Source organism: Marinomonas ushuaiensis DSM 15871 (assembly GCF_000521805.1).
Taxonomy (GTDB): domain Bacteria; phylum Pseudomonadota; class Gammaproteobacteria; order Pseudomonadales; family Marinomonadaceae; genus Marinomonas; species Marinomonas ushuaiensis.
On the sequence record NZ_JAMB01000001.1, the window covers coordinates 409,970 to 426,521 of the forward strand.

Here is a 16,552-nt window from a genome sequence, read left to right on the forward strand (position 1 = left end):
ATCATTTTATTTCATGGTAAATATTTCGTATAGATTTTAACCTAAAACAAAAGGTATAAATATTACTGATCGTAAGTTTAATGTAAATTTTAAACGCAGAACTACTGTTATTAGTATCTAGGGTTTGTTTTTTGAGTTTAGCGTCTCATGGTAATAACGACCGCATGGTATTCACTAAGGTAACAATCTTTACAAGGCCACGTTACGTCTTTGTCTCATTAGGAAGACAAAGGCGATGCCGCCCGCCAAGCCAGTTAAAATACCGATTGGCATGTCTTCTGGTGGAATAATGACTCTGGCAATGATGTCGGCGAAGACCAAAAATAATGCCCCGAATAACGCCGATAAAGGTAGGGTTTTTCGGTAATCTCCGCCAACCAATAAACGCACAATGTGCGGCACCATCAAACCGACAAAACCAATCACGCCCGAAAACGCCACAGCTGCACCAGTTAACAGCGCGCATACTACGATGACGATTAAACGAAAGCGCTGTACAGGCACACCTAACGTACTGGCGGTTTCATCTCCAAGCATCATTGCGTTGAGGTATCTTGCTTTATAAATTAGATAACCTGCGCCCAACAAGAGAGTAAAGAAGGGGAACCAAAGCTGTCCCCATTGAGCGAGGCCTAATCCGCCTAACATCCAAAAGATCACAGTATGAGACGCTCGATGATCACCCATAAAGATGAACAAATTGCCTAACGCGGTAAGCACAAAGGCCACTGCTACACCGGCTAAAATCAATCGTCCGGCACTGTGTGCCATAGAAAAATTTGCTACGCCCAACACTAGGAACATCGCAAACAGTGCTCCAAGGAAGGCAAACACAGGCACCGTCACAACACCTAAAATCATACCTGTATGTAACAAGGCAATAATGGCACCCAATGCGGCGCCAGACGAAATCCCCAAAAGATGAGGATCAGCTAAAGGGTTTCGAGTTACTGATTGCAACGCGGCTCCCACAACCGCCAATGTTGCACCCACAATGGCGGCCAAAATGACTCTAGGTAAACGCACGGCCCAGACAATGTTTTCTCTTCCCATCGACCAAGTTGGCAAGCTGTTGGTAAATGACAACTTATTGCCAATAACGCCCCAAACAGTCGATTGCGAAATCGGTACTGAACCAACGCCAATGGCAACCCCCATTAAAATAATGAGGAAAATGCTCAACGCGAATAACAAAACTCGTAAAGGTATTTTAGCGATGAGCATGGTTTTCTGTTTGGATACGTTCATTATTCTGTTCTAAAGGCCTTAGCTAAGCGTTTGATCGCCTCTATATTACGCGGACCGGGTGTCGCTTCAACGTATTCTAAAACGACAAAGCGGTTGTTTTTAACTGCTGGAATATCACTGAACGCAGAGTTGCTGCGTAAGAAATTTATTTTTTGCTGTGCAGTCACTTCGCCATAATTCACGATGACAATCACTTCAGGTGCGCGATCAATCACCGATTCCCAACCAATTTGAATCCAGCTCTTACGTACATCATCGACGATGTTTTTGCCGCCAGCGGCTTCAATCAAAGCGGTTGGCATCGCATGTCGCCCAGCGGTAAAAGGTTGTTCTTCGCCAGAGTCGTAGACAAACACACTGACAGATTGAGCCAGTGGTGCTAGGTTTTCTTGGAAAGTTGCGAGTTCTTTTTTATAGCCATCGACTAAGTTATTTGCACGTTCTTCGACATTAAAAATACGACCTAAATTCAACAAATCGTTGTACATGTCATTCATAGAAGCTTTTGGTTTGTCGATGATGTGAATGCAGCTTTCGGTCAGTTCATATACCTTAATACCGAGCGGTGCCAATGTATCAGGCGTCACGCCACCGCCGACTCGCATGCCATAGTTCCAGCCTGCAAAATAGAAGTCGGCGTCTGCGCCAAGTAGGACTTCTTTGGTTGGATATTTTGGAGAGAGTTCAGGCAGTTCACCAATGCCTTTACGTAACTCTGCGTCTAAGGTCTTCCAGCCAGACACGCCGGTAAAGCCCACCATGTGATCTTGAAGGCGCAATGCCAGCATCATTTCTGTTAGGTTTGAATCGTTTGGAATCGCTGCTTTCGGTACTTGATTAAAGGTTACCGTACGATCACAACTTTGTACCTTAACTGGGTAGTGAGACTCAGCGGCTTGTAATTCGCTGGTCTGTAAGGCACTGAATATCAAACCTGTTACCAAAAAGGAAGTGTATTTGATGTGTTGACGAGTGGAAAGGGTCATAAGCTAATCCTGCTTTTTATTCAGCTGTTTGTTATTTAAGTAAAAGGAAAATCGTGGGCGTTGGGTAGTAGGGTGTTCGTCAATAATAGTTTCTACATCAAAGACTTGCCGTATTTGTTCTTGAGTGAATACGCTTTTCGGTTCAGAGTAATTTTGCATCTGACCTTCTTTCATTACTAAAACGCGATCCGCGTAAGCCGACGCAAGAGATAGGTCATGCAAAGACACAATGATGGTGCAAGGAAGCGTTGCGAGCAGTTCGAGTACTTCGAGCTGATGACGAATATCCAAATGATTAGTAGGTTCGTCTAGAATTAAAATGTCTGGATTTTGCACTAGAGCCCGCGCAATCATGACACGTTGACGTTCACCGCCAGACAGTGAGCTAAACGAGCGATCCGCAAAATGAGCAACATCCAATAAGGTTAAAATATCATTGATAATATTGACGTCTTTGTCCGTGCGTTTCCAGTTGATGGATTTTGGTGTCAGGCCAATCTCCACCATTTCAAACACACTCAAACCAAATTCAGCGCCAGAGTCTTGTAAAACAGTAGCGATACGTTGAGCGCATTGACGAGCAGAGAGAGACCAGATGTCTTTCTTATCGATCAAAACTCGGCCTGCAGTTGGTTTATTAACTCGATAAAGGCATCGTAATAAGCTGGTTTTACCTGAACCATTTGGGCCCACTACAGCAACAAACTCACCAGCATTAACGGATAGGCTAATTGGCGCGAGTAAGGGTTTGTCTTTGTACGGTGACCAAGCCACATTATCCAACATCAATGCAGCTGGTTGGCAATTTGACAAGCAGACAGGCAGTGCCGCAGCTTGCTGTGGTGGGTTAGAGTGGGTTGTATTGTCTATCAAGAGTAATCAAGGTCCATAATGCCAGCATTGTTATAAAGTAACATTTTAAAATATAAAGACAAGCACAGTTTTCAACTGTGCTGACTATACGTAGCTGGCTTTATATGAACAAGTCGTGGCGTCGTCAGAATTTTCATCTTTACATGTAGAGATTAAATACAGTGGGTCAATAAATAGGGGAAATAAAGAAAAGTGTAAAATAATAAGTGTTCTTATGTTTTGTCTTAATGAGCTTCTTGACAAAAAATTATTAAAAGCTATTTCACACAAAAAACCGCTTCCATTTGTGAAAGCGGTTTTCCATTCTAAAACCCAAACCAAATCCTATTAACTAGAATTACGCGTCAATACGTTTGTATTTGATACGTGTTGGTGTGGCTTCGTTACCAGTACGTTGTTTGTAGTCGGCTTCGTATTCTGCGTAGTTACCTTCGAAGAATACGGCTTTAGAATCGCCTTCGTATGCAAGGATATGCGTAGCGATACGGTCTAGGAACCAACGGTCATGGGAAATAACAATCGCGGCACCAGGGAAGGCCAGTAACGCGTCTTCCAGTGCTCGTAATGTTTCTACGTCAAGATCATTGGTTGGCTCATCCAGTAGCAATACGTTGCCGCCTTCCTTCAGCAATTTCGCAAGGTGCAAACGGTTACGCTCACCACCTGACAAATGCTTAACTAATTTCTGTTGATCCGATCCTTTGAAGTTAAAGCGACCGATGTAAGCACGAGACACGACTTTGTAGTTGTGGACAGTGATCATGTCTTGGCCGTCGGCAATTTCTTCAAACACGGTTTTATCGCCATCCAGTTCACGCATTTGATCAACGTAAGCCAGTTGTACTGTTTCGCCCAGTGTGACTGTGCCTGTGTCTGGTTGTTCGATTCCGGCAATCATTTTGAACAAGGTCGATTTACCAGCACCGTTACCGCCAACCACACCAACGATAGCGCCTTGTGGCACGACCATGTTGAAGTCTTCCAGCAACATCTTGTGTTCGAAACTTTTGCTGACGCCTTCGATTTCGATGACTTTCCCGCCAAGACGTGGCCCCGGTGGAATGTACAGTTCGTTGGTTTCGTTACGATCTTGGAACTCTTGTGAGTTCATTTCTTCGAATCGAGCCAAACGTGCTTTGGATTTAGACTGACGACCTTTAGCACCTTGACGAACCCATTCAAGTTCCGATTTGATGGCTTTTTGATGAGAGGCTTGTTGTTTGGCTTCACTTTGTAGTCGAGCGTCTTTTTGTTCCAACCAAGAAGAGTAGTTACCTTCGTATGGAATACCGTGTCCACGGTCAAGTTCCAGAATCCAGCCAGCAGCGTTATCAAGGAAATAACGGTCATGGGTAATCGCCACAACGGTGCCTGGGTAGTCTTTCAAGAAGCGTTCTAGCCAAGCAACGGATTCAGCATCCAAATGGTTAGTTGGCTCGTCGAGAAGGATCATGTCTGGCTTGTTGAGCAATAGGCGACATAGAGCAACACGACGACGTTCACCACCAGAAAGATGCTCAACACTTGCTTCCCAAGGTGGAAGACGAAGTGCGTCAGCGGCTACTTCAAGGGCACGTTCTAAGTTGTGGCCTTCTTTCGCTTCGATCAAGGCTTCAAGTTGGCCTTGCTCTTTTGCTAGCGCGTCAAAATCAGCGTCTGGTTCTGCGTATTCTGCATAAACCGCATCCAAACGGGCCATCGCCGTGATAACGTCTTCGAAGGCTTCTTCAACAATACCGCGTACGTTTTTCGTTGGATCAAGATGAGGTTCTTGCTCCAAATAACCGATTTTAATACCCGGCATTGGACGTGCTTCACCATTATGCTCGGTATCAACACCTGCCATAATGCGTAAAAGAGTCGATTTACCAGAACCGTTAAGACCCAACACGCCGATCTTAGCGCCAGGGAAGAATGAAAGAGAAATATCTTTAAGAATCTCACGTTTAGGAGGAACAACCTTCCCAACGCGGTTCATGCTGTATACAAACTGAGCCATAAAATGAGTCACTTATTGAATTATTTGAAAGTACCGTAAGGATAGCACAGCTGGCGCTAATGAAGAATGATCAGCGCAGCGCCAGCCACCACTAAAATTGCCCCTAGCCAAGCGCCGAATGCAGGCCGTTGGCCAGTGGTAATCCATAACGCCGGTAAGATAAGCACAGGCACGACAGCCGACAATGTAGTCACTATGCCGACATTGGCGTTTCCGACACCCCAAACCAAAAGACTCATACCGATTACCATACCAATCGTCGCCATGGCGATTATACCGAGAAAATCAGATGCGTTCAGTTGCCAAAAAGGAAGAGCTTCTGTGGGTTTCTTGTGGCGATAAAATAAACCATACGCAAGAATAAGAGCGATTGCACCTGTGCTAACGCGTAAGGCTGAAACTGCAATTGGGTCGGCGCCATCTAATAAAGCGGGCTTACTAAGCAATGCACCGCAGGCTTGTCCAAGTGCGCCACCCAGCGCCATAAGAATGCCGATACTCAGCTTGCCTTTAGTTTGTTCCCACGCGTGGTTACTTTTATCTTCCTTAAAAGCAGAGCGTTTACCAAATAAAATAGCGATAATGACGCCAGTCAATACCAGTCCACAGGCAAATAATTGGCTAAAGGAAAGGTATTCATCTAGAAATAGCCAACTGAGCAAAATCGACATCGGTGCATTGGTTGCAAAAATGACACCTGTGCGTCTTGGTCCAAGACGATGTACCGCGCTAAACAACATTGTGTCGCCAAGAAATATGCCCAGTAAACCAGACAGCATGATCATTTCTGAGTGTTGCCATAGTTGAGAACTAAAGCGCTGACCAATAACACAAACAAGTAACAAAATAGCGCTGGCGATAGCGATTCGAACGGTATTGAAACGCATGGTGCCAAAGCGTTGTATTAATCTAGGCGCCATTAAACTAGAGATTGTCCAACACAATGCGGCGGCTAAACCAGCGAGTTCTGCTAACGGCATAAATATCCTGATGTTCTTTCTATTTTTGTATGAAAACGCGCGCTGTTACTCAGTAGCTATATGATGGCTAGATTGGTATTATTTGTGCCAGAAATGAATAGCCTAAATATAGGCATTCTTACACCAATTTAGTGATATTGGAAGCGCTATGCGATGCCCTTTTTGTGGAACTCTAGATACTAAAGTAGTCGACTCGCGGTTAGTTTCGGAAGCCGCACAAGTACGCCGTCGTCGTACTTGTATTCATTGTCATGAGCGTTTTACCACGTTTGAAGTAGCCGAATTACAAATGCCAAAACTGATCAAAAGTGATGGCAGCCGTGAGGCGTTCGATGAAGATAAGTTACGTAATGGCATCATTAAAGCGATAGAAAAACGCCCAGTGAGCAGTGAAGCGATTGAAACTGCGATCACCAGAATCAAGGAAAAAATGCAGGCAACCGGTGAGCGAGAGTTACCTTCTCGTTGGGCTGGCGAAGCGGTAATGGATGAATTGCAACAGCTTGATCAGGTAGCGTATGTTCGGTTCGCCTCGGTTTATCGAAGTTTTAAAGACATTAGCGAGTTCCGTGAGGCGATTGACCGCCTAGAAAGTAGCAGTGCGGAATTACAAGCTCTTAAAAAAGACAAAGAAGACAAAGAATGACAATTCATAATCACGAATACTGGATGGCGAAAGCCATTCAATTGGCAAACAAAGGCCTGTATACAACGCATCCAAATCCTCGCGTTGGTTGTGTCTTAGTAAAAGATGGTCAGCTAATAGGCCAAGGCTTTCACCTGAAATATGGCGAAGCGCACGCAGAAGTGCATGCTATTAATGATGCCAAGCAAAATAGCCAAGACACTAAAGGCGCAACTGCTTACGTGACGCTAGAACCTTGCAGTCATCAAGGCAAAACAGGGCCTTGTGCCGACGCTTTGATCAAGGCTGGTGTGGCATGTGTGGTGTTTGGGATTCAAGATCCGAATCCAGAAGTATCAGGTAATGGCTTGAAAAAACTGAAAAAAGCCGGTATCGAGGTGATTGGACCTATTCAAGAAGCTGAATGCGAAGCACTTAATCTAGGTTTTATTAAACGCATGCGAGAAGGCTTGCCTTACGTACGTGTGAAATTGGCAATGAGTATCGATGGTCGCACCGCGATGGAATCCGGCGAAAGCCAATGGATTACCGGAATCGAAGCGCGCCTTGATGTGCAGCGTTTGCGCGCTCAAAGCGATGCGATTGTGACAGGTATTGGTTCTGTTCTAACAGACAATCCGAGCATGACGGTTCGTATTGACAGTAACGATCAAGAAGCCGATCCGAAAACCGTGCGTCAACCTTTGCGTGTTGTTATGGATACGGCTTTGTCCATTGTGCCAGAAGCTAAGATTCTTTATCCAACATCACAAGCCTGTGTCTTTTCTATCGAAGAAGAGATCGAAGACGAACACCTTGAAGTGCTGAAAAAGAAAGGCGTCACGGTGCGTTTTTCACCTCGCGGTGAAGATGGTCGTTTGGATTTATTAGATGCCATGGAGCAACTTGCTGACGCTGGTATTAATGAGGTTTTGCTTGAAACGGGTTCTGAATTAGCAGGCGGTTTTTTACAAGCCGGTTTAGTGGATGAAATTGTTGTTTACATGGCCCCTAAATTATTGGGTTCGAGTGCGCGTCCTTTGTTTCAACTGCCTTTAGAAACCATGGATGAAGCAGTGGAATTAGAGCTCAAATCTGTGCGTCAAATAGGTCAAGATTTGCGTTTGGTATATTTGCCAACGTATCTGGATGATGACGAGCTTTAACCTAGTGATTTTGAAGAAAGTGTTGGCTTATCGTTAACGCTGAGTCATTGCTTTCTAAGCCTTTTTCTCGTTTCTTGGCTGTAGATTGTAAAAAAGGATGTTTTCTTTGTGATATTTAGAAAACTTTGCCGAGAAACGTAGGATAAAAATTGCTATAATCGCCGGCCAAGATGAAACCTATATTTGCGCCTTGGGCCATAATGACCCAAGGCGCTGTCTAGCAGACGAACATAAGCACTACCAAACAGACGAAAATGTTAGCTTACAAGGCGACGTAGTCTGGATAACTGAGGCAAAAAATGAGCGAAGTGGAAACAACAAACGATCAAACTCCAGCACCGAAAAAGAAGGTGAAAAAGCCTTCACGTTCGCAAATGCGCAGTGCTTCTCGTCGTTTGGCATTACAAGCGGTTTACCAATGGCAGATGAACCAATCTGCTGTTAGCGAAATTGAAACCCAATTCGTGATTGACCAAGACATGGATTCTTGTGATAAACCTTACTTCCGTGAGCTTCTGCAAGGCGTAACCGCCAGCGCTAAAAAGCTAGACGGATTGTTTGAAGAGTTACTAGACCGTCCATTGAGCGAACTTGATCCAATTGAATTGGCGGTTATGCGTATTGGCGCATTCGAATTGTCAGAGCGTCTAGATGTGCCATACCGCGTTGCGATCAACGAAGGTGTTGAGTTAGCAAAAGGTTTTGGTGCAACTGAAAGCCACAAATACGTAAATGGTATTTTAGACAAACTAGCGCAACGTGTTCGTATGGAAGAAATTGCAGCACGCCGAGATGCAAATAAATAATCGATAAGGTGAGTTCCTAAAAGGTAAGAGAGCCAGAACGTCACCGAAAGCGTTATTGAAAGATAGCTAAGAGCCCCATTATTACTTGTTAATAACGGGGCTTTTTTATGGGTGATTGGTTGTTGAGCTGTCCAGTTCTGTTTTTATGCTGACGAACAGGGTGTAGCGGTTTCTCGTTCTAAATTAACATGTTGTTCACACCAATGGAGCCAAGTTTGTGCCGTTGCTGTAGGACTGTTTTCCCAATGCATTTCCAGCGGGACAAATATCTTGATGTTCAAAGGGATAAAGCGACACTGTTGGGTTTGTAGATTGCGAACGCATCCTGGCACTAATGCAACACTTTGACTGCTGGCTACTTGGGTTAATAGTGCCTGCATGGAGGCTGGTTCACTGTGAACCTTTGGTCTGATGTCGTGTTGATGAAACACACTAATGAGAGTATCAAACAGGCCAATGGCTTGTTCTCGTGCAAAAAGTGTTAAAGGGTAAGGTATTAGGTCAGAAAGCCCAGCTTCACCTTTTTCAGCTAAAAAGTGAGTATCATTGACTACGAGATAAATGGGATCATCACTTAAATGTTTGTGCTTTATTAAGCCTTCATAGCCGTAATCGACGGGTCGTGAAAAGCCAATGTCTATGCTTCCATCTATAAATGCGGTTAATTGTTCAGCTGCAGTCATTTCAAATATTTGCACATCAATGTTGGATGCAAACTCATTAAAGCGTCGTAACATAGAAGGTAAAAAATGCGCGCATGCGGAACTCAAATAACCAATTCGTAAGACGCCTTGCTTCCCTTGAGCAACTAGTTGAGCATCGTGTTTGGCTTGCTCACAATGAGCCACGATGGCTTTCGCATGAGTTAGATAAACTTCTCCGGATCTTGTTAGTGCGACATGGCGGGTATTACGCTCAAACAAACTCACCCCCAATTCTTCTTCAAGGGCGTTAATGTGTCGGCTGATGGCGCTTTGCACTGTATGTAATCGAGCTGCAGCATTGGAAAAGCTTTGGCCATTAGCGACTTCTATAAAAGTCTTTAAATGTTTAAAGTTCATATATGTCAAAATAAGATTAGTTTGTTAAATTTATATCATTTAACGCATCAATGACTTCATTGTAAAGTGCCTCTCCTAATGTTTAATTTTTTAGAGGTTATTATGTTGTTGTCTCGTTTAGGTGAGCTTTCATTATTGTTGGTTGCCATGCTGACTATTATGGTGGGGGCCGCCTTAGCGCCGGGGTACATACAGTTGCTGAAGGGTTAGGTGTAAGTAATTATGCCCCTCTACTCATTACGTTACCTGCCTTGGGAGCGATGATTTTTGCGCCTTTGTTTGGCAAATTAATTGATCATATTGGTGCCAGAACTACTTTGCTCATTAGTTTGTGGGGATATTTCATTTTAGGCGCTGGTGGTGCTTTTCTGTATGGTCCTTGGCAAATAGCGATTGACCGCATCATCCTCGGCGGTTTTGCTGCAGGTTTGATGGCCGCAGGTACGGCGGTGATTTCACAGTGGTATCAAGGGTTTGCGCGACTAAACATGATTGCCAAACAAGGTATGGCAATTGAACTTGGTGGCGTGGTGTTTTTATTTATTGGTGGATTACTGAGTGAGTTGAGCTGGCAAGCACCGTTTTTACTTTATGTCATGGGTTTGCTATGTGCGATTCTGACGGTGTTTTTTGTTCCTCGCCGTAAAGCATCAGACATACCTGAAGAAAATAGCGTCACTGTTTCAAGCAATGCATCTTCTATGGGATCGATAATGTTGTTTACTGTCTTAGCGATGGGTTTGTTTTTTAGCTTTATTATTTCCTTACCCGGTTTCCTTGCAAGCTTAGATTACAGTGAAGCACAAACTGGTTATGTGTTGTCATTTATCTCTTTAGTGGCGGTATTTTCTGCGATGACTATGCCTAAAGTGGTGGCGCGTTTTAGTGTGAAATACACCTTAGGGATTGCCTTTCTAACCTATGCAATAGGGCATGTATTGTTCGCATTCAGTAGCGTAACTATGAGCATTATCCTTGCTTCTGTGTTCGCTGGTATAGGTTTTGGTTTGTCTATTCCATTACTGAATCACTCTACCGTTGAAATGAGCAATAGTCGCAATTTAGGGCGTAATCTGTCTTTGTTTGCTATGGCCGTTTTCACCGGTCAGTTTGTAACTTCCGTTCTAGAATTTATTCCATTGAATCATGGCAAGATTTTCTTAGTCTGTGCTGGCCTTGCTGTGCTTTGTAGTATTGCTGTCGTTAATAGAAAAACCTCTGCATAACAGGAGTCAATATGAGTCAGAAAAAGTCATCTTCTCTTTCACGAGGTCAGTTGTTGCTGATGTCGAGCGCGGTTTCAGCAACGGCAGCCAACCTTTTTTATAATCAGCCAATACTTCCACAAATTGGCGAAGACCTTAGTTTAACTAGCGATCAATTAGGTGCTGTTCTTGCGTCTGGACAAATTGGTTATGCGGCTGCGTTACTCTTTTTGTCGCCTCTTGGCGATACTATGCCACGAAGAAATATTATTACGATTTTGTCTATTTTATTGGTGGCTTCGTCTTTGCTTGCCTCTAATTCGGCAAATTTTTATGTCTTGCTGGCTGCCTGTTTTATGGTGGGATTAAGCGCGAATATTACGCAACAACTTATTCCTTTTGCCGCTTCTTTGAGTTCCCCAGAAACCAAGGCGCGAGTAATAGGTACCATAATGACAGGGTTAACCATAGGCATTTTGTTGTCACGGACTATCAGTGGATTTGTGGGGGAACAGTTAGGCTGGCGTGCAGTATTTATAATGTCAGCGCTCTTGGCGTCGGTATTTGGGGGGCTTTTGTTCGCCTTTTTACCGAAGAATCTGCCCGAGAACAAAATGCCTTATTTTAAACTGGTGTTGAGTATGGGAAGCCTAATTGTCAAGCATGCCACTTTGCGTCAAGCGACGTTAACGGGCGGTTTTTGGTTTGCTGCTTTTAATGCGCTTTGGGCAACATTGGCGTTGCATGTTCACGAGGCGCCTTTTGGCTATAACTCCCAGCAAGCGGGTTTGTTTGGTGTGGTGGCATTAGCGGGTGTTGTTGGGGCAAAAATCGCAGGAGTATGGAATCACAAAGTGGGTTCGCGCAATATGATTAATATTGCTTTGGTGTTGATTGCGGTTGGTTTCTTTGTATCTGGTGTGTTCGGTGAAAGCTTAATTGGCTTAATTGTGGGCATTATCTTGATTGATCTTGGTGTCTTTATTTCACAAGTTTCAAATCAAGTGAGGGTGTTCTCCATTGATCCTGCTGCTCAAAGCCGTATTAATGCGGTTTATATGTTGGGGTATTATTTAGGTGCGGCATTGGGTTCCTATATAGGCGTTATGATGTTTGATATGTACGGCTGGTACGGTGTTGCTTTGTTTAGTGGTGTGATGATATTGCTCAGTTTTGCAACGAATAACTTAGTTGGCCGCTATCAATCAAAAGAAGGCGCTTAACCTCGCTCGTTGCTTCGTGCAGAGGCCTCTAGGTGAGTGAAAGATCATAACTTATGCATGAACCAAAAAATATTGTAGGAATCACATATATTTGTTTTTGATCTTTTTAACGTACTAATAACGCTTATTCTGGCTGCATCAGAGCTAACCCGTTATTATATGCGCTATAAAGACGGTCACTATCCGCCTTATCTAATATTTGTAGGACTCCAATGAAAAAGAACTTTGTTTTATCTCACCCCAAAAAACCGTATCAACGCATCATTGAAGAAGCAAAAAATGAAGTGAAAAAATACATCAAGCAAGAACGTGCAAAAGCCTTGCCTGAAGATGCGGATTTTTGGGGATTTGATTGTAAGTTTGGCCAAACAGCAGAGAAAGCTAGAGTGATTCACGAAGGTGATATCAATACCAATATTAGTTCTGCACAGAGCCAACATTGGAAGTCTTTCTACCTTGAGGTAATCGCAACACCAAAGTCTCGCGCTAAGCGCCCAGACGCTTAAGACTTCAGTGAGCTATTGTCTTTGAGTTATAATCTACTAAAATAGCTCTCGTTATTAGTGCAAATTAGCATTAAAGCGAGAGCTTTTTTGTGTCTGATTGAATCAATGTTTACTGAACCATACCTGATAGGGCTGGTATCGATCGTATGCCCAATTGAATACAAGGGTATATACAAGTATAAATATTAAAAAAGCCGCCTCTAAAATGGCAGCAGCCAGTAAGGTAATCCCTAAATACCAAGCCATTACTGGCAGTGTGATGGCAGCCATTCCTAGCTCAAAACCAACCGCATGAGAAACACGAAGAACTAAGCCCCTTTCTAAACGGTTAAATCCCATCAACTTATCGAAGATTAGGTTGTAAATATAATTCCAAAGCATCGCAAATAGCGATATGGCGACGGCTACAATGGTCATTTTTCCGGTATCAAATCCACCAATGATGACTGACGAGGGGATAATGATAGAAAGTACGGTGACTTCAAAAAGAACGGCTTGAAAGATTCGTTCAACGGTTTTCATTATTGATTTTATGCCTGTATGTAGTGACTAATGGCCTATTTTTATCCATTATTAAGATATTAAACAGTTAGATAGTATCTGGAAAAACGATATGTTTAGTGTCGAACAACTTCAAGCATTTGTAACAACGGTCGAAACGGGGTCGTTTTCTGCGGCTGCCCGACATTTAAATAAGGCTCAATCTGTCGTCAGCCAACATATTATTAACTTAGAGATAGACTGTAATGCCGTATTATTCGAGCGCTCTGGTCGTTATCCGCAATTAACCGATGCGGGTAAAAGGTTATTGCCGCAAGCCGTGGCCTTGCTTAGTCAGCATCAGCGTTTAACAAATTCAGCACTGGCATTAAATGATGAAACACCAAGAGAAATCACCATTGCTCTTGATGAAGGGATTCCACTTAAAGTCATCACCAACGCTGTGGCAAAGCTTAAAAATAAATACCCGAATGTATCGCTTGAGTTTTTAAGTGCATCCAGTCTCGACATAATTGATATGTTGGAAGATGAAAAACCGCTAACAGGCATCATTTTTAGCGAATTAAGTATTCCAAGCTACTTAGATTATGAATGTATTGGCTCTGTAAAATTTGATTTATACATTGCTAAATCACACCCTTTAGCAGGACAGGGCTGTAAGAATATTGATGGCTTACGCCTACATAGGCAACTACTCATTCGTTCTCGTAACACCCAAACAAGCAGCTTCCAACTAAAGATAAGCCCAGATGTTTGGTATGCAGATAATTATTTTGTATTACTTGAACTGTCAATACAGGGATATGGTTGGTGTTTATTGCCAAATCATGTGGCGGTTGAAGAAGTGCAAAAAGGCACGCTTATTAAACTTCCTATTGAATTTGAGGAGATGGGGTGGTTGGCTAATGTCGATATGCTTCAACATCAGAGACACAGTAATCTTGACGTTTTTAAAGAGCTCAGAAACTTATTGCGCCATGTATTATGAGTTTAATTACGAATCATTTTGATCGTCAGAATAAAAGGATAGTGTGTTGAAAGAATTCGAGTTAATACAAAACATCTTTCAAGCTTCTGTCATGGCAAATACCCAAGAACGCGGTGATATATTGTTGGGTATCGGTGATGATTGTGCTCAGATACAAGTACCACAAGGGCAGAGTTTGGTGTTTTCTATGGATACCTTGGTGGAAGGTCGACATTTTCCATTTGATGCAGATCCTGTCGACATTGGTTATCGTGCAGTCGCAACGTGTGTGAGCGACCTTGCTGCGATGGGCGCCAAGCCTGCCTTTTTTACCTTGGGACTAACGATTCCAGAATCGGATCCGCAATGGTTGGCTGGATTAGCACAAGGCATGGCGGAACTTGCTGAACCTATTGGTTTGGCTTTGGTTGGTGGTGATACAACCAAAGGACCACTGACTATTACATTGCAAGTTCATGGTTATGTGGAATCAGATATGGCGGTGTTGCGCTCTGGTGCAAAAATCGGTGATGATATTTATGTCACAGGTTTATTGGGGGATGCCGCCGCTGCGGTGCCTATTGTTACGGGCGAACTACAAGTTTCGAGTGAACGCTTTGATTACTTCTATGATCGTTACTGGCGACCGAAACCAAGAGTCATCCTTGGTATGGCACTAAAGCGTGTGGTTCATTCTATGATGGATATTTCTGATGGTCTTGCCCAAGATGTCCAGCATATATTGAAAGCGTCGGGCGTTGGTGCAAACTTAGATGCAAGCTCTCTTCCAATTTCATCAGAGTTAATGAAGTGGCAGCCAGAATCAGCAGTGACCTTGGCACTAACTGGTGGCGATGATTACGAATTGTGTTTTACTGCATCAAAAGAACAAGCCGCAGAAATTGCCTTGATTACTCAAACTTTGAGCTTATCTTGTACCAAGGTTGGCGAAATTGTAGAAGAAGGCTTTTGTATTCAAGGATACAATGGTGACATGAGTGGATGGCAGCATTTCTAACGAAAGCGCAGTTCTATTTTGATTTGAATAAACATTAGAAAGGATATTCCATGGCAAACTCTGCTCCAGCATCGGTGTGGCGTAATCCGATACATTTTCTGGCTTTCGGTCTCGGTTCTGGCGCAGCACCTAAAGCACCGGGGACCTTTGGTACCTTGGCGGCCGTGCCTATTTATTTATGGCTACTGCAAGATTTAACCAATATCGAATATTTCGTCATGCTTGTCGTGACTTCGCTGGTGGGTTTCTACCTTTGTGGTAAAACCTCAAAAGACTTAGGCGTACATGATCATTCTGGGATTGTTTGGGATGAATTTGTCGGCTACTGGATTACCATGTGGCTCGCCCCAGCGGGTTGGGAATACATCGCTTTAGGTTTCGTCTTATTCCGTTTGTTCGACATTCTGAAACCGTGGCCAATCTCTTGGATTGACAAAAACGTCCACGGCGGCTTCGGCATCATGGTTGACGATATTTTGGCAGGCGCCATGTCACTTGTGGTGCTACAAGCCTTGGCGCACTTTGTTTTTTAAGGAAGTGTTTTTAGGTAAGTGTTTTCTAGATCGCGTTTCAAGCTAATCTTCAGCATTTGGCTGAATTTGTAGAGATAGTCAGTGACACAAAATTAGTAACAGTCTCTATTCAAATGTAACTCGTAGCAACATTGGCGTTACTATTTCACTGAAATAGTTGTGATAAAAACCTTCAATATGATGGTCATATTGAAAGTTTTCTGATGCCTAAAATAAATGACGTTAATGATTTCTAATCAGTGTAAAAGTGTTTTTAAGGTTGAGCTTGATATTGGAATTAGAGCCATTTTTAACTCGAAAGGCTTAAACACTTTATTGATCGTTTCTGGCGTGTAGTTGCCTTTGTCGTTTTCAATTTCGGACAAGGTTTTACGAGAAACGCCAGTCAATTCTGTATAAGCTTCTTGTCTTAACCCTAGAACATTTACACGTAATTCACGTAATGCAATACCTTGGGTAATCTCTTTTAATATCAAACTCTTGATGATTTTATTAATGGCTGTACGCTGTTGTGTTTTTGTCATTGGCGCTAGGCTTTTTGATGCTCGAGATCGAATCGTTTGAACATTTATTGTCTTTGAGGCGGCTTCTGGTGTGGTATTTGAAACGACTGCTGTACTTACAACAGGAGGTTCAATCTCCGGTGTTCTGGTTTCTGGCTCTTTGTTTTGTTTTTCTACTGGCGTCGGCAGTGGCGCTATTTTTTTCTGTTTTTGTTCCTTAGATTGTTTTTTGATATCTAATTTGGCTTTTTTCTTCTTTTTCAAATCGGCTTTCTTCGATTTCGCCTTGTGCTTTTTCATTGGTTGGGCGCTGTCTAATTGATCCTTCATTTTCATTTTATATAGTTTCCAA

General features: G+C 43.1%; 18 protein-coding genes. 10 read left to right on the forward strand and 8 right to left on the reverse strand.

Annotated elements, in window-relative coordinates:
* Positions 1 to 189: 189 nt before the first annotated feature.
* The 5 genes from MUS1_RS01855 to MUS1_RS01875 form a co-directional block, all read right to left on the reverse strand.
* Positions 190 to 1,248 carry a FecCD family ABC transporter permease gene (locus tag MUS1_RS01855; RefSeq protein ID WP_036158272.1) on the reverse strand — a complete coding sequence of 353 codons (1,059 nt, stop codon included), beginning with the start codon at positions 1,246 to 1,248 and terminating at the stop codon, positions 190 to 192.
* Positions 1,248 to 2,234 (reverse strand): ABC transporter substrate-binding protein, encoded by a 987-nt coding sequence (locus MUS1_RS01860; protein ID WP_036158275.1) that lies wholly within the window; start codon positions 2,232 to 2,234, stop codon positions 1,248 to 1,250. Before MUS1_RS01860 ends, MUS1_RS01855 begins: the two co-directional genes overlap by 1 nt.
* A gap of 3 nt (positions 2,235 to 2,237) precedes the next feature.
* Positions 2,238 to 3,107, reverse strand: coding sequence for an ABC transporter ATP-binding protein (locus MUS1_RS01865; protein WP_245595711.1), 870 nt, complete (start codon positions 3,105 to 3,107; stop codon positions 2,238 to 2,240).
* Positions 3,108 to 3,444: 337 nt separating this feature from the next.
* Positions 3,445 to 5,106, reverse strand: a complete 1,662-nt coding sequence (gene ettA, locus MUS1_RS01870) for an energy-dependent translational throttle protein EttA (RefSeq protein WP_036158278.1) — start codon at positions 5,104 to 5,106, stop codon at positions 3,445 to 3,447.
* A gap of 56 nt (positions 5,107 to 5,162) precedes the next feature.
* Positions 5,163 to 6,086, reverse strand: a complete 924-nt coding sequence (locus MUS1_RS01875; RefSeq protein WP_036158281.1) for a DMT family transporter — start codon at positions 6,084 to 6,086, stop codon at positions 5,163 to 5,165.
* Between the two features lie 148 nt (positions 6,087 to 6,234).
* Between MUS1_RS01875 and nrdR the strand changes: the two genes are divergently transcribed.
* The 3 genes from nrdR (at position 6,235) to nusB (ending at position 8,683) form a co-directional block, all read left to right on the forward strand.
* Positions 6,235 to 6,732, forward strand: coding sequence for a transcriptional regulator NrdR (nrdR, locus tag MUS1_RS01880; RefSeq protein WP_036158284.1), 498 nt, complete (start codon positions 6,235 to 6,237; stop codon positions 6,730 to 6,732).
* The gene (gene ribD / locus MUS1_RS01885) at positions 6,729 to 7,877 is read left to right on the forward strand and encodes a bifunctional diaminohydroxyphosphoribosylaminopyrimidine deaminase/5-amino-6-(5-phosphoribosylamino)uracil reductase RibD (RefSeq protein WP_036158287.1); all 1,149 of its coding nucleotides are present in this window, start codon (positions 6,729 to 6,731) and stop codon (positions 7,875 to 7,877) included. The genes nrdR and ribD overlap by 4 nt, the downstream gene beginning before the upstream one ends.
* Positions 7,878 to 8,176: 299 nt before the next feature.
* Positions 8,177 to 8,683, forward strand: coding sequence for a transcription antitermination factor NusB (gene nusB, locus MUS1_RS01890; RefSeq protein ID WP_036158289.1), 507 nt, complete (start codon positions 8,177 to 8,179; stop codon positions 8,681 to 8,683).
* Between the two features lie 143 nt (positions 8,684 to 8,826).
* Here nusB and MUS1_RS01895 read toward each other — a convergent pair whose 3' ends face one another.
* Positions 8,827 to 9,744 (reverse strand): LysR family transcriptional regulator, encoded by a 918-nt coding sequence (locus tag MUS1_RS01895; RefSeq protein ID WP_036158292.1) that lies wholly within the window; start codon positions 9,742 to 9,744, stop codon positions 8,827 to 8,829.
* Between the two features lie 78 nt (positions 9,745 to 9,822).
* Between MUS1_RS01895 and MUS1_RS16290 the strand changes: the two genes are divergently transcribed.
* The 4 genes from MUS1_RS16290 (at position 9,823) to MUS1_RS01910 (ending at position 12,678) form a co-directional block, all read left to right on the forward strand.
* Positions 9,823 to 9,954 (forward strand): hypothetical protein, encoded by a 132-nt coding sequence (locus tag MUS1_RS16290; RefSeq protein WP_281171159.1) that lies wholly within the window; start codon positions 9,823 to 9,825, stop codon positions 9,952 to 9,954.
* Positions 9,955 to 9,995: 41 nt separating this feature from the next.
* A complete protein-coding gene (locus MUS1_RS01900; RefSeq protein WP_342665478.1) occupies positions 9,996 to 10,970 on the forward strand; it encodes an MFS transporter in 975 nt (324 codons plus the stop codon).
* Positions 10,971 to 10,981: 11 nt separating this feature from the next.
* A complete protein-coding gene (locus MUS1_RS01905) occupies positions 10,982 to 12,172 on the forward strand; it encodes an MFS transporter (protein WP_036158295.1) in 1,191 nt (396 codons plus the stop codon).
* 212 nt (positions 12,173 to 12,384) lie between these two features.
* Positions 12,385 to 12,678, forward strand: a complete 294-nt coding sequence (locus MUS1_RS01910; protein ID WP_036158298.1) for a DUF6172 family protein — start codon at positions 12,385 to 12,387, stop codon at positions 12,676 to 12,678.
* A gap of 102 nt (positions 12,679 to 12,780) precedes the next feature.
* Here MUS1_RS01910 and MUS1_RS01915 read toward each other — a convergent pair whose 3' ends face one another.
* Positions 12,781 to 13,200, reverse strand: coding sequence for a PACE efflux transporter (locus MUS1_RS01915; RefSeq protein ID WP_036158301.1), 420 nt, complete (start codon positions 13,198 to 13,200; stop codon positions 12,781 to 12,783).
* A gap of 91 nt (positions 13,201 to 13,291) precedes the next feature.
* Between MUS1_RS01915 and MUS1_RS01920 the strand changes: the two genes are divergently transcribed.
* From MUS1_RS01920 to MUS1_RS01930, 3 genes are read left to right on the forward strand one after another with little or no spacing between them, the layout of a single operon-like run.
* Complete coding sequence (locus MUS1_RS01920; RefSeq protein ID WP_036158304.1) at positions 13,292 to 14,167, forward strand: LysR family transcriptional regulator; 876 nt, start codon at positions 13,292 to 13,294, stop codon at positions 14,165 to 14,167.
* A 43-nt stretch (positions 14,168 to 14,210) separates the two neighbouring features.
* Entirely contained in the window at positions 14,211 to 15,164 is a 954-nt protein-coding gene (gene thiL, locus MUS1_RS01925; RefSeq protein ID WP_245595712.1) for a thiamine-phosphate kinase, read from the forward strand.
* A 50-nt stretch (positions 15,165 to 15,214) separates the two neighbouring features.
* Positions 15,215 to 15,697, forward strand: a complete 483-nt coding sequence (locus tag MUS1_RS01930) for a phosphatidylglycerophosphatase A family protein (protein ID WP_036158310.1) — start codon at positions 15,215 to 15,217, stop codon at positions 15,695 to 15,697.
* A gap of 236 nt (positions 15,698 to 15,933) precedes the next feature.
* Here MUS1_RS01930 and MUS1_RS15825 read toward each other — a convergent pair whose 3' ends face one another.
* Positions 15,934 to 16,536 (reverse strand): helix-turn-helix transcriptional regulator, encoded by a 603-nt coding sequence (locus tag MUS1_RS15825; protein WP_169731100.1) that lies wholly within the window; start codon positions 16,534 to 16,536, stop codon positions 15,934 to 15,936.
* Positions 16,537 to 16,552: the final 16 nt, after the last annotated feature.

Bases quoted from the DNA above. Each gene is read 5' to 3' on its own strand.
- MUS1_RS01855 (WP_036158272.1), bottom strand. From the start codon at position 1,248: ATGAACGTATCCAAACAGAAAACCATGCTCATCGCTAAAATACCTTTA.
- MUS1_RS01860 (WP_036158275.1), bottom strand. From the start codon at position 2,234: ATGACCCTTTCCACTCGTCAACACATCAAATACACTTCCTTTTTGGTA.
- ettA (WP_036158278.1), bottom strand. From the start codon at position 5,106: ATGGCTCAGTTTGTATACAGCATGAACCGCGTTGGGAAGGTTGTTCCT.
- MUS1_RS01875 (WP_036158281.1), bottom strand. From the start codon at position 6,086: ATGCCGTTAGCAGAACTCGCTGGTTTAGCCGCCGCATTGTGTTGGACA.
- nrdR (WP_036158284.1), top strand. From the start codon at position 6,235: ATGCGATGCCCTTTTTGTGGAACTCTAGATACTAAAGTAGTCGACTCG.
- ribD (WP_036158287.1), top strand. From the start codon at position 6,729: ATGACAATTCATAATCACGAATACTGGATGGCGAAAGCCATTCAATTG.
- nusB (WP_036158289.1), top strand. From the start codon at position 8,177: ATGAGCGAAGTGGAAACAACAAACGATCAAACTCCAGCACCGAAAAAG.
- MUS1_RS01895 (WP_036158292.1), bottom strand. From the start codon at position 9,744: ATGAACTTTAAACATTTAAAGACTTTTATAGAAGTCGCTAATGGCCAA.
- MUS1_RS16290 (WP_281171159.1), top strand. From the start codon at position 9,823: ATGTTTAATTTTTTAGAGGTTATTATGTTGTTGTCTCGTTTAGGTGAG.
- MUS1_RS01905 (WP_036158295.1), top strand. From the start codon at position 10,982: ATGAGTCAGAAAAAGTCATCTTCTCTTTCACGAGGTCAGTTGTTGCTG.
- MUS1_RS01910 (WP_036158298.1), top strand. From the start codon at position 12,385: ATGAAAAAGAACTTTGTTTTATCTCACCCCAAAAAACCGTATCAACGC.
- MUS1_RS01915 (WP_036158301.1), bottom strand. From the start codon at position 13,200: ATGAAAACCGTTGAACGAATCTTTCAAGCCGTTCTTTTTGAAGTCACC.
- MUS1_RS01920 (WP_036158304.1), top strand. From the start codon at position 13,292: ATGTTTAGTGTCGAACAACTTCAAGCATTTGTAACAACGGTCGAAACG.
- MUS1_RS01930 (WP_036158310.1), top strand. From the start codon at position 15,215: ATGGCAAACTCTGCTCCAGCATCGGTGTGGCGTAATCCGATACATTTT.
- MUS1_RS15825 (WP_169731100.1), bottom strand. From the start codon at position 16,536: ATGAAAATGAAGGATCAATTAGACAGCGCCCAACCAATGAAAAAGCAC.